This is a genomic window from Siccirubricoccus sp. G192, assembly GCF_019084075.1.
GTDB lineage: Bacteria > Pseudomonadota > Alphaproteobacteria > Acetobacterales > Acetobacteraceae > G192.
Genome location: NZ_JAHREN010000001.1, coordinates 1,341,581 through 1,353,860 on the forward strand (window position 1 = coordinate 1,341,581; position 12,280 = coordinate 1,353,860).

Below are 12,280 nucleotides of genomic sequence, written 5' to 3' on the forward strand. Positions count from 1 at the left end.
GAATTGCGACGCTCTGTGGCAAACACCACTAGTCGTGGTTAGCTGAAAGAAATTTTTTCTCTGTCGGCAATAAGCCTAGCTTTTATGTCATCCATTTGCGCCGCACTGATCGCAGACACACCGGATTCGTAATTATGCGCCCGCTGCTGCAAGTCAGGGATTTTAAAGCTTTCGCTACTGTAAGTGGCAGCAAGCTGGCCATTCTTCGCTTCCAGGACGGGCAAGTCTTCCAATAGTTTCCGCGGCAGCTTCCAAAGCCTTTCAGGCTTACCCAGGAATTCTTGGTAGAATGCATCCAAGGCAACATGCCCGGCCAGAAAGTTGTAGATCTCGTCGCGCGAACTCTTGAAGTCCAACTCCCTGACCGCCTCCAGCACTGCCGGTGCGATCGTCTGATTCGAAAACTTCGGCCGCTTCCTATGGGCGATATCCCAGGTCGCCCTTGAAACCCGCAGGAGGTCGAAGAAAGGTCTGGTGACCTCTCCATTGCAGGCCTCGTAGCTTGCGATCCTGATGCCTTCAGTGCCGAAAGCGGCGGCCCATTTCTGCGCAAGCGCCAGGAAGTCCAGGCGGCCCTTTGCGGTTTCATAAAAGCTGTCGATGTCGGACTTGATGCCCCACTTGATGCTCTCGCCATAAACCGAAATGAACCAGTCAACCTGGTTCCGGACGAAGAGAACCACGTCAACCCGGGCCTCCGGCAGGAAGTGGTTCAGCCAGAGCTTGAGGTCCCGGATCGCGGCATTGCCGATCGAATAGACGAAATGTTCGCTGGAAAGAACCAGGCAGCGTGCCTCGGGATCGAGCTGCTCCCGGTAATCCGCGGCCCGCTCAATCACGTCCGGCAGGTCGGATACGTCGGTCCAGGAAAATCCGAACTGCCGGGCAAAATCCAGGTGATGAAAGCCGTACTGCCGGGAGGTCGGGTAGATCACCCTCTCGGCCCTCAAGGCATCCCGTGCGTTGTGGCAGCCCTGCTGGATCGCCGTCGTCCCGGTCTTATCGAGACCAATATGAAGAACGACGCGATCAATCATGCAACAGGCGGCCTTATCGCCAGAGGATTTTTCATATTAACGTCTAACATTTGCTTGATCGTTCGTCAAATTCGCGTCCGCAACGCCTGCGCCAATCAGGGCGCCTCTGAAGTTGAAAGAGGCTTCCTGCATCCCCCCCTTATGGTTTATATCCTATCCAAGAACACTTTCGCGTCAGTAAACCTTGCGGCCGAGCCTTACTGCGGCGTCCGCAACCCGCTCGTGACCTCCCACAGCAACTGCTCGGTTGTGACGGAGCCAATCACGCAACGGCATCTATGTTGATCTTGCAATATTTACACGCAGCGCGGCGAGGCGGGGCATGAATGTGGCTGTGGTGCAAATGAACGTGGTTCCGGTGCAGAAGCCGGCAGCCCGGCCGACCCAGCAATTGCTGCTGGCCGCCGAGGTTGACCAGCGCGAGCTTGCCTCCGGGCCCCTGTCGCATCTGGTCGGCTATCCCGGCACCGATGCGGCCGCCCTGCTGGAGAATTGCTTCCCGCTCCTGGCTGTCGCGCTCTCCGATGGCGGAGAGGCGGCGGTTGCCCGCGCCGCGGCCGGCCTGGCCCGGCTGCGTTCGGTCCCCACCGTCCCGGTCATGCGGCTGGCGGGCGGAAGCACGCCCGATGCGCAACTGCTGGCCGAGTTGCTGCAGGGGCCCCTCGCCGCCGCCATGGGGACCGCGCGCTCCATGCTGTCCGAACTGGTCATGCTGCGGCGGGAGCGGGAGCGCCTGATGGCGATTTCCGCGCGCTCGAGGATGCCTTCCTGGCGCAGCGCAGCGCGCCGGTCGTCGCCACCTTCGAGCAGCAGCCGCATGTCGACCCGAAGGACGAGGAATTGTCCGATATGCTGGCCGATCCGGGCCTGACCCAGTTGTTGCCGGTCAGCAGCTCGGGCGTCAGCGGCATCGCCCTGCACTTCCCCGATTGCGCCCGCCCATCCGGCATCCTCCGGGTCGAATTGGAGGGTGTGGAGAGCGGGGTGGTGCATGGGGCCTGGGACCTGCCCTCGGAAAAGCTGCGCGGCGGCTGGACCTATTTCGCGCTGTCCCGTGCCTGCGACAATGCCTCGCAAAGCCTGCGGCTGCGCCTGCGGGGGCTGGAGGGGGCGGCGCCGGAACCCTCGCTGGGCTACCCGATCCCGCATCGCCGCTTCGCCATCCAGTCGCCCGCGGCGGGTCCGCAGGTGGAATACCGGCCGCTCGCCTTCCGGGTCTATGCCGGCCTGCCCGGCATCCGGCCGAGCGGCGTGATGGCGATGCTCTCGGTCGTGGCGCAGGACCGTCCCTATCGCGATATCAGCTTCGACCTGCCGCCGGACCTGCTGGGGCGTGTCGTCGACCTCTCGGTCCGCACCGAGCCGCCCTCCTTCGAGAATGTCCGGTTCCTGGAGCATGAGGCGGCGATCGTCTGCCACCCGCTGCTGAGCGGGACATCCATCGCATGCCTGCCGGAAGCGCTGCCCGGGGGGCGCCAATACCATCATGGCGCGCTTCAGCGTGGATCATCCCGAAGGGGCCCCCGCCCGCGTGGCGATCGCGGTGCGGGCGCCGGGCCAGCCGGTCGAAGCGGTGGCCCGCGCCGCTGCCGAGGGGCCCGACGCCATCCCGGACGGCATCCCGTTCAGCGGCTGGCGCCTGGTGACCAGGGATGCGCCCGTCTCGGTATCGCTGCAATTGCCCGAAGGTCTGCCCGAAGCGCATGACCTGGTGCTGGTTTCCACGCCAGACGGCCCGACGGTGGATTACTGCTGGCTCAAGGTGTCGGGCATCCGGGTCACCCGCAGCCTGCCCGGGACCGGGCCGTGAAGCGCGCGGCAGTCGCGGCCGTGCCTGCCGGGGACCTGATCCTCGTCATCATGCCCCTCTACGGGCATGCGGCGCTGGTGCAGGAGGCCATCGTCTCGGTGCGCGAGGCCATGACGGAGGGGCTGCGCGTCAAGATCATCGTCTCGGTCGATGGCGATCCCCGGCAGGAAGTCTTCCACCAACTGCTCTGCGCCGGCCTCGGCGCCGATGACCTGCATGTGCTCTTCGGCGCCAATGGCGGGCCGGGCGCCGCGCGGAACCGCGCCATCGAATTCGCCCTGCGGCGATTCCCCGATGCGGTGGCCTCCTACTTCCTGGATGCCGACAACCGGCTGCTCGGGCCGACCCTGGCCCGGCTCCATGCCTGCCTCAAGGAAAGCGGGGCGGGCTGGGCCTATACGAATATCGATGCCTTCTCGGTGGAATGGCGGGCGCATTACGGCACCCGCTACTCGCGGCTGGCGCATTGCATCACCGACAATATCTGCGACACCGGCTCGCTGGTCTCGCAGGCGGTGTTCCGGGCCGGCATCCGCTTCCACGAGGACCGCAGCAACGGCTTCGAGGACTGGGACTTCTGGCTCTCCTGCATCGAGGCCGGATTCGTCGGTGTGCCGTGCCAGGAGGCCGGCTTCGAATACCGCCTGCGGGCCGAGAGCCGCTACAAGGAAGCGAGCCGGTCCCGGCAGACCTCCATGGACTTCCTGCGCAAGCACCACCGGGCGCTGTTCCGCCGCGACACTCTCGTGGGGTTCGAGCACGAGGAGAGTCCGCGCTACGCGCTCATCGTTCCCGGCCAGGACCAGCTGCTCACCTTCAGCGACCCGACTCTGCCGCCGCAGCGCCTCGACCTGAACACAGCCATGGCGGATTTCTGGAGCAGCCAGTCCGAGCCGGACAATACCCATTTCCCGCCCTATGTGCTGGCCTGCAGCCAGGGCGTGCTGCACCTGCTGCAACAGTCGCGCATGCTGCCGAGCATCCTCTGCCATGCCGAGCGCCTGGCCGAGACGCATAATGTCGTCTTCCTGCATGTCTCCAACCGCAAGGGGCAGCGCAGGCTGGTCCTGCGGGAGAAGATCACCGGGCATGTTCGCACCGCGGATGCGGATCTGGCGCTGATCCCCACCGCCCTGCTGCGCGACGCCATCGCCAACAATGCCCTGGACTGGCTGGGCTCCATCGCCCGCCAGCACGTCGCGCCAACCGTCGCGACGATCGAGGTGGCCTGGCCCTTCCCCCGCGGCCAGCATGCCGGCGGCCTCATCCCGGCCGAGCATTCGCTGGTGAATTTCGCGCATCTGGTGGCGGCGAGCCCGCTCCGGCGGAATGCCGCCACGCGCTGGACCTGGCGGTCGAAGAAGCTGCCGGCCTTCGCGGCGCTGCCGGACATGCTGCGCCAGCATGTCGGCGGCCGGCCGGTGATGCCGCTCGGCCCGCGGCCGGACGGGCGCCGAACCGCGGCCGTGCTGGTGCCGATCGCCTCCTTCGGCGGCGCCGAGAAGGTGGCCTTCGCCCTGGCCCGGGAACTCAGGGCCAGCGGCTACGAAATCCATCTCTTCGTGCTGGGCGCCTCCCAGATGGCGGTGCTCGACGAGTTCGACCACCATTTCGACCATATCCACTTCTGGTCCGGCCGCATCCCCGTCTGGGGCGCATCGAACCGCTTCCTCGGCCATGATTTCGTCGATGGCGGCAATGAGGTGGACTGGCCGGCGCTCCGGGGGTTGCTCGCGGGCTTCGACCTGGTGGTCAACAACCACGTCATGGTCGCGCACCCGCTGATGGCGCAATTGCGGGCCGAGGGCACGCGCACGGTCTGCTACCTGCATGTGGTCGACGAGACGCCGGTGCGCCGGCCCGCGGGCCAGCCCTTCGCGGCCATCGCCTTCGAGCATGTCTACGACGCCTACATCACCTGTTCCGAGCAGTTGAAGCTGTACCTGCACAGCTTCGGCGTGCCGCAGGACAAGATCTTCGCCGTGCCGAACGGCCCGGGTTTCTCGGTGGGCGCCGAGGAACTGGCCGCGGTGCAGGCCGCGCGCGCCGCGCCGGCTTCGGACCGGCCGCTGCGGATGCTGTATCTGGGCCGGCTCGACACCCAGAAGGGGATCGACCGCCTGCTGACCGTCTTCCAGGACCTGGGCGCGCAGGGCCTGGACTTCTCCGCCCGGGTCGTGGGCGGCGAGTTGATCGCCGATGGCGAGGAATCCTGGACCGACCAGCTCTCCCGCTTCGCCACGGTGCTGCCGCCGGTCTTCGCGGCGCGTGACATCTTCGCGCATCTGGCCTGGGCCGATCTGCTGCTCATGCCCTCCCGCTGGGAAGGGGCGCCGCTGGTGGTTGCCGAGGCCCAGATGGCCGGCTGCATCCCCGTGGCGGCGGAGGTCGGGGCGGTGGGCGAGCTGATCGCCCATGGCGAGGATGGCCTCACCCTGCCGGTGCTGGAGGATTCCAGCTTCTGCCGGGCCATGACGGAGACAATCCTCGACCTGGCGCGCGACCCGGACCGGGTCCGGGACCTGGCGCTGGGCGGGTTGCGGATAGCCGGGCGCCGATCCTGGCGCTCGGCCTTCGGACCCTTCCTGGCCTGGTGCGATGGGCATGAGGCGGCGGACCGAATGGCGGCGGAGTAGCCGGGCCCACCCGCTCCGACCATCGGGATGCCGAGCGTGGTTGCTCACCGCTTGGGCGCCGGTCGGCCGATCTTCTGATCGCAGCGCGGGTTCATGTTTAAGGAGGCGCGGTTGGAGGAGGAGGTCCACAGGAAGCCGGAGGGTCCCGCTGCCTTGCTCGATGTGGCGAAGCAGCACCGCGAAGCCGGCCGCTTCGACCAGGCCGAAGCCACCTACGGAAACATCCTGGCCCTGTCGCCGCGCCATGCCGGCGCCCTGCTCGGCCTCGGCATCACGGCCCGCCTGCGCGGCGACCGGAAGGCTGCCGCGGAGCATTTCGAAAAGGCAGTCGAATCCGCCCCTGCCGAACCCTGGGCCTGGCTCGAACTGGCCCGGGAACACCGCGACGCCGGATGCCTGGAAGCCGCCGAACGCGTCTATCAGGAGGCCCTCCGGCGCTTTCCCGGCGAGGTCAATGCCCTGCTCGGCATGGGGGCCTGCGCGCGGCAGCGTGGCGACCGCGCCGCCGCCCTGGCGCATTTCGAGGCAGCGGCGGCGGCCGCGCCGGAACATCCCTGGCCCCTGCTGGAACTGGCGCAGGAATATCGCGACGCCGGGCGCATCGACCTGGCGGAGGCCAGCTACAGGTCGCTGCTGAAACGCTCCCCCGGCCATGTCGCGGCCCTGATAGGCCTCGGCTCCTGCGCGCAGCGGCAGGGCGACCGTGCTGCCGCGATCGCCTGGTTCCGGGCGGCCCTGACCGCCGACCCGAACCATGTCTGGGCCGCGCAGGAACTCGCGCGCGAATACCGCGAGGCCGGGCAGGCAGCGGCGGCGGAAGCGGCCTACCGGCACCTGCTGGAGCGATCGCCCCTGCATTTCGGTGCCCTGCTCGGCCTCGGCGCCCTGGCGCGGGAACGTGGCGATCGCGCCGCGGCGCTGGCGCATTACGAGGCTGCGGCCGCGGCCGAGCCGGGCAACCCCTGGGGCTGGCTGGAACAAGCGCGGGAGCACCGGGATGCCGGCCGGCCGGAGGCCGCCGAGGCCGCCTATCGCGCCGCACTGGAACGGGCGCCCCGCAATGCCGGCGCGCTGCTCGGCCTCGGCACCCTGGCGCGGCAGCGCGGCGACCGCGCCGCGGCGCTGGCACATTTCCAGGCGGCGGCGGAAGCCGAGCCGAACAATCCCTGGGCCCCGATGGAGCTGGCGGCGGAACTCGCCAATCACGGCAGGACCAACGAGGCGCGCAGCCTGTTGCAGGACCTGCTCGCGCGTGATCCGAGCCAGCTCGCGACCTGGCTCCATCTCGGCCGGCTGGCCCTGGAGACCGGCGATGCCGTGGCGGCGGCCGAGGCCTTCCGCGGCGCCGCCACCCACCATCCGGCCGCCGCCGCACCGCTGCTGGAATTGGCCGGCATCGCCTGGGCCGGCGGCCGGCCCGAGGAGGCGGCGGAACTCGCCCGGCAGGCCGCGGAACGCGCGCCCGCGGATCCGGCGCCGCTGCTGGTGCTGGCCCGGCAGGCGGCCGATGCCGAACGCCATGCGGAAGCGGAAGCCCTGTTCGGCCAGGTCCTGGCGCTGCAGCCAGCCAATCCGGGCGGCGTCTCCGGCCTGGCGCTCACCTTGATGCGTCTTGGCCGCAAGGCGGAGGCATTGGCGCTGCTCGATGCCGCCGAGCAGGGGGCGGCCCCGCATCCCGCCCTGGCGGCGACGCGCGCGGTGGTCCACCGGCTGACCGGCGATTGGATGGCGGGACGCGAGGCCATGGCCCGGCTGTCGGCCCCCATCCTGGCGGATGGCTGGGTGCGGGCTGAGCGGTTCCGGGCCGGATTGCGGCTCGGCGGCTGCGATGCCGCGGCGGCCCTGCTGGCCTCCTGGCCCGGCACCGGCACGGCAGCCGCGGCGCTGGAGCATGCGCGCGGACAGGTCGCCGACGAGCGCTGGCAGACCGAGGCGGCGCGGCGCCATTTCGAATCGGCGCTGGCCCTGGCGCCGAGCGTCGGGGAGGCGCTGCATGATGCCGTGCGGGCCGCGCTGCGCGACCTCGACCTGCCGGCGGCGCGGGCGCATCAGCTCCGGCTCGCGGCGCGCGGGGCCGCCGCCAGGCTCCGGGGCGGCCACAGCGCCAATCCCAGCCAGGGCCTGCTTGGCCAGATCATCGAGGACTTCGCGCTCGACCGGCAGGCGCTCGCGGGATTGCGGGAGGCGCGGCAGCAGGCCCCGGAGGCGCGGCTGCCGGCCCTGATGGAACTGGTCCGCCGCTACCCGGACAGCACCGCGGCGGCGGTGCAGATGCTGGTGGCGCTGCGGCTGGCGGGGCGCTTCGCGGCCCGCCCGGACACCAGGGGCCAGGGCATCCCGCCGCGGCTCTGCCAATATTGGAACGACCCGCAGCCGCCGCCCGATGCGCTGGACCTGATGGCAAGCTGGCAGCGCTGCAACCCGGGCTTCGCCTTCCACCGCTTCGACGATGCCGAAGCCCTCGAATTCCTGCGCCGCGCCGCCGCGCCGGAGGTGGCGCGGGCCTTCGCGGCCGCGCGCGAGCCGGCGATGCGTTCGGACCTGTTCCGCCTGGCCTGGGTATATGCCGAAGGCGGCTACTATGCCGATGCGGATGACCGCTGCCATGCCGCGCTCGGCAGCCTCGTGCCGCCGGCGGCGGGGCTTTTCCTGCACCTTGAGGAATACGGCACGCTCGGCAACAACATCATCGGCGCCAGCGCCGGGCACCCGGTCATCGGCCGCGCCCTGTCGCTGGCGGCGCAGGCCATCCTGCGCGGCGACCGCGACCTCATCTGGCTGGCGACCGGCCCCGGCCTGCTGACCCGTGCCTTCGCGCAGATCGTCGCGGAGACCGGCGCCCTGCCGGAGGGGGCGGTCATTCTCGACCGGGTGGAGATGCACCGCGTCGCCGCCATGCATTGCGTGCTCGGCTACAAGGCCGGCGCCCGGCATTGGACCAATGCGGCCTTCCAGGCGGCCAGGACGGCGAAGCCCGGCGGCCGCAGGCCTGCCTCTGCCGTGGAGCCGATGGCTCCGCTGGCCCGGCATCCGACAGGCTTCCGGCCCCCGGCATGACGGCCGCCCGGGGCGCGCCGAGGCACTTCCTTCCGGGCAGGCCCCATCCTGCCCAGGCCCTGCCCGGCGCCCGACGTCAAAGCGCCCTGGCGGCCTCGATCACGGCAGCGGCGTGTTCCGGGACCTTCACCTTGCGCCATACCTTCCGAACCTTCCCGTCCGCGTCGACGAGGAAGCTGCTGCGCTCCATGCCCATGTATTTCCGGCCATACATGGATTTCTCCACCCAGACCCCATAGGCCCCGGCCACCGCATGGTCCTCATCCGAGGCCAGCGGGAATTCCAGGCCGAATTTCCGCGCGAATTCTCGATCGGCGGCAGCTTGTCCGGCGAGACGCCGATCACGGTCAGCCCCAGCCCGCCGAGCTGCGGCAACGCCTCCTGCATCCCGCAGGCCTGCTTCGTGCAGCCCGGCGTATCCGCCTTCGGGTAGAAATAGAGCAGGAAGGGTCTGCCCTTCAGCCCCGCCAGGCTGACGGTCCGGCCGCTGCTGGCCGGCAGGGTGAAATCGGGCGCTGGCTCGCCCTCCGCTGGTCCCGCCGTCTCGCTCATCCCGCCTGCTCCCCCCTGTCTGACACGCCGATTCACGGCTTCGCGCCCTGCGGCCCTTCGCCGATCGGGCCGCCAAGAGATCCAACCCGCCGCTCGAAGATCGCGCGCACCGTTCCGGCCATGGATTGCATCTGCGCGCGCAGCCCTGCAAGGTCAATCGGGCGCGGGTCGTGTCTCGGCTTGCCCCCTGAATCCGCGGGCAGAGGCGCTCCAGCCGGGCAAGCCGCGACACTTGGCGGCCGCGGCTCCAGCAGCGGCGCCACGGCGCGCAGCAGCGCCGCCGCCGCCGGGGCGGGCAGCGCCGCTTCGGGCGAGCGGCCATGGGTCAGGCGGATCAGCCCGATCACCGTCCGCCAGAGCCGGTCCGCGGCGATCAGCGCCGCCGCCTCCTCCGCCGGCAGGATGCCCGCCTGGCCGAGCCGCGCCAGCGCGAGGCGGGTGGTGGTGGCCAGGATCTGCGGCTGCGCCGGCGCGTGGCGGAGCTGCAATGCCTGGGCGATGAACTCCACCTCGATCAGCCCGCCCGGCATGGCCTTCACGTCCCAGGGCCCCTCCGGCGGCAGCTCGCGCAGCATCCGCGCCCGCATCGCCGCCGCATCCGCGAGCGCGCTTTCCGAGGCGCCGGGCCGGGTGATCGCCGCCGCCAGCACCGCGCCGATCCGTTTGCGCAGCGCCGGCGGCCCCGCCACCACCCGCGCCCGGGTCAGCGCCATGCGTTCCCAGGTCCAGGCATTCTCCTGGTGGTACTGCTCGAAGGTGGCGAGGCGTACCGCGACCGGGCCCTTGTTGCCGGAAGGGCGCAGCCGCATGTCCACCTCCCAGAGCCGCCCCTCCGCCCCCGGCGCGGTGATCGCCGCCACCACCTGCGGCGCCAGCCGGATGAAGTATTCGGAAGGCGCCAGGGACCGCTTGCCGCCGCTGCTCCCGGTGGCCTCGGGGTCGTGGTCGTAGAGCAGCACCAGGTCGAGGTCGGAGCCCGGCAGCATCTCCCGCCCGCCCAGCTTGCCGAGCGCGATCACCGCCAGCGCGCCGCCGGGGACGCGGCCATAGCGTTCCGCGAAATCGGCGCTAATCCGCGGCAGCAGCGCGGCGATGGCGGCATCCGCCAGGTCGGCGCGCAGCTCGCCCGCGGTGTCGGCATCCAGCGCGCCCTCCAGCGCCGCCGCGTCGATCTCGAATTTCCGCTCGGTGGCGAGGCGCCGCGCCACCTCCAGCGCCTCCTCCAGGTGCCGCGCCTCCTTCACCAGCGCGGGCAGGCTGGCGGAGGGGTCGGTGCCGGCCGGCGCGACGCTGCCGGCCAGCAGCCCGTCCAGCGCCGCCGGGTTGCGCGCCAGGTGGTCGGCCAATTGCGGCGCGGCGCCAAGGATGCCGGCCACCCGGTCGAGCAGGGCCGGGTTGTGGACGAAGAGGCTGAGGATCTGCACCCCGGCCGCGAGCCGCATCAGCACGCCGTCGAAGCGCGCCAGCGCCTGGTCCGGGTTGCTCTGCCGGGCGAAGGCGGCGAGCAGCGCCGGCATCATCTCGGTGAGCAGCTCGCGCGCCCGCTGGCTGCGGGTGGCGCGCGGCCGGCCATGGTGCCAGCCGCGCACCATGGCGGCGACGGAGGCGGGTTCGGCGAAGCCCATGCGGCGCAGCGTGGCGATGGTTTCCGGGTCGTCCTCCACCCCGGTGAAGACCAGGTTGCCGCCATTCGCCTCATCATTCGCCGCGCCGCCTGCGCCGCTGAGCGCCGGCGCCGCCTCGAACATGTCGCCGTAATGCCGCTCCACCCGGCCGAGATGCCCCAGGAAGGCCGCCGCGAAAGCCTCCGTGCCGGGGAAGCCCATGAAGGAGGCGATGCGGGCCAGCCCCGCCGCATCCTCCGGAAGCCGGTGGGTCTGCCGGTCGGCCACCATCTGCAGCCGGTGCTCCAGGTTGCGCAGGAAGACATAGGCATCGGCCAGGTCCACCGCGGCGCGGCGGTCGATCCGCCCGGCCCCGGCCAGCGCCGCCAGGGCGCCGAGGGTGGTCGGGTCGCGCAGCCCGGGATCGCGCCCGCCCCAGATGAGCTGCAGCACCTGCGCGGTGAACTCGATCTCCCGGATGCCGCCGCGGCCGAGCTTCACGTCATGCCCGGCCAGCGCCACCGCCGCGCCGGCGCCCTTGTGGCCCTTGTGCGCGTGGATCTGCCGCTTGATCGAGTGGATATCCGTCACCGCCGCGAAATCCAGGTGCCGGCGCCAGACGAAGGGCCGGATCTCGCGCAGGAAATGCTCGCCGAGCGCGCGGTCTCCGGCCACCGGCCGCGCCTTGATCATCGCCGCGCGTTCCCAGTTCTGCCCCATGGATTCGTAGTAGACGATGGCGGCATTCACCGAGACGGCGAGCGGCGTCGCCGCCGGGTCCGGGCGCAACCGCAGGTCGGTGCGGAAGACATAGCCCTCGGCGGTGCGTTCCTCCAGCAGCCGCACCAGGTCGCGCGCCAGCCGGACATAGCAGGCGCCGGCCCGGTCGCTGTGATAGGCTGCCGCCTCCGGGTCATACAGCAGCATGAGGTCCACATCCGAGGAGTAGTTCAGCTCCCGTCCGCCGAGCTTTCCCATCCCCAGCACGATCAGGCCGCTGCCCTTGGCGATCATGCGCGGGTCGGACCGGCCGCCGCGGGTGAGCCGGAGCTCCCCGCGCTCGGCCGCCGCCAGCAGCAGATGCGCGCAGGCGAAGTCGATGGTGGCATCGGCGAGGTCCGAGAGCGCCCCGGTCACCCGGTCGAGCGGCCAGAGTCCGGCGAGGTCCGCCACGGCCGCGATCAGCGCCGCCTGCCGCTTCACCTGCCGGAGCAGCGCCCCCACCGCCTCCCGCCCGGCCTGCGGATCGGCGCGGGTCAGCGGGTCGAGCGCCAGGGCGAGGGCTTCGTCCGGGCCGCGTTCGGCCAGGCGCAGCAGGCTCGGTGCCTCGCGCAGCGCGAGGTCGGCGAGATAGGGGCTGTGGCCGCCGAGCGCGCCCAGCAGCGCGGCGCCCTCGGCGCTGGCGGCGAAGGCCTGGCTGGCGGCATCGCGTTCGGCGAAGCGTTCGGCCAGCCGTTCGGCGGCCACCGGATCGAAGGGCCGGGGCAGCCGGCCAGGGGTGAGGCCGGGGGAAGGGCCGGGGGAAGGGCCAGGGGGGCTGGCCAGGGGGCGGGGATGTCGCGCTCATCATCCCGGAGGGAAGGC

Annotated in this window: 6 protein-coding genes and 2 pseudogenes; 5 read left to right on the forward strand and 3 right to left on the reverse strand. The window is 70.8% G+C overall.

Annotated features, from left to right (window positions below; all coding sequences use genetic code 11):
* Window positions 1-38 precede the first annotated feature (38 nt).
* The gene (locus KSF81_RS06440; RefSeq protein ID WP_217378270.1) at window positions 39-1,037 is read right to left on the reverse strand and encodes a hypothetical protein; all 999 of its coding nucleotides are present in this window, start codon (window positions 1,035-1,037) and stop codon (window positions 39-41) included.
* A 343-nt stretch (window positions 1,038-1,380) separates the two neighbouring features.
* Here KSF81_RS06440 and KSF81_RS06445 point away from each other — a divergent pair, with 343 nt between their 5' ends.
* The 5 genes and pseudogenes from KSF81_RS06445 to KSF81_RS06460 all read left to right on the forward strand — a co-directional run bounded on the left by KSF81_RS06445 (window position 1,381) and on the right by KSF81_RS06460 (window position 8,540).
* Window positions 1,381-1,908: a hypothetical protein gene (locus KSF81_RS06445; RefSeq protein ID WP_217378271.1), complete on the forward strand. Its 528-nt coding sequence runs from the start codon at window positions 1,381-1,383 to the stop codon at window positions 1,906-1,908.
* Window positions 1,806-2,426, forward strand: a pseudogene (locus KSF81_RS06450) (DUF6212 domain-containing protein); the annotation flags it as partial. The gene KSF81_RS06445 and the pseudogene KSF81_RS06450, both read left to right, overlap by 103 nt.
* Window positions 2,427-2,523: 97 nt before the next feature.
* The gene (locus KSF81_RS31925) at window positions 2,524-2,847 is read left to right on the forward strand and encodes a DUF6212 domain-containing protein (RefSeq protein WP_375293307.1); all 324 of its coding nucleotides are present in this window, start codon (window positions 2,524-2,526) and stop codon (window positions 2,845-2,847) included.
* Entirely contained in the window at window positions 2,844-5,483 is a 2,640-nt protein-coding gene (locus tag KSF81_RS06455; RefSeq protein WP_217378273.1) for a glycosyltransferase, read from the forward strand. Before KSF81_RS31925 ends, KSF81_RS06455 begins: the two co-directional genes overlap by 4 nt.
* A 93-nt stretch (window positions 5,484-5,576) precedes the next feature.
* Window positions 5,577-8,540, forward strand: a complete 2,964-nt coding sequence (locus KSF81_RS06460) for a tetratricopeptide repeat protein (RefSeq protein ID WP_217378274.1) — start codon at window positions 5,577-5,579, stop codon at window positions 8,538-8,540.
* 76 nt (window positions 8,541-8,616) lie between these two features.
* Here KSF81_RS06460 and bcp read toward each other — a convergent pair.
* Window positions 8,617-9,092, reverse strand: a pseudogene (bcp, locus tag KSF81_RS06465) (thioredoxin-dependent thiol peroxidase).
* A 32-nt stretch (window positions 9,093-9,124) separates the two neighbouring features.
* Window positions 9,125-12,163 carry a bifunctional [glutamine synthetase] adenylyltransferase/[glutamine synthetase]-adenylyl-L-tyrosine phosphorylase gene (locus tag KSF81_RS06470; protein WP_309139489.1) on the reverse strand — a complete coding sequence of 1,013 codons (3,039 nt, stop codon included), beginning with the start codon at window positions 12,161-12,163 and terminating at the stop codon, window positions 9,125-9,127.
* Window positions 12,164-12,280: the final 117 nt, after the last annotated feature.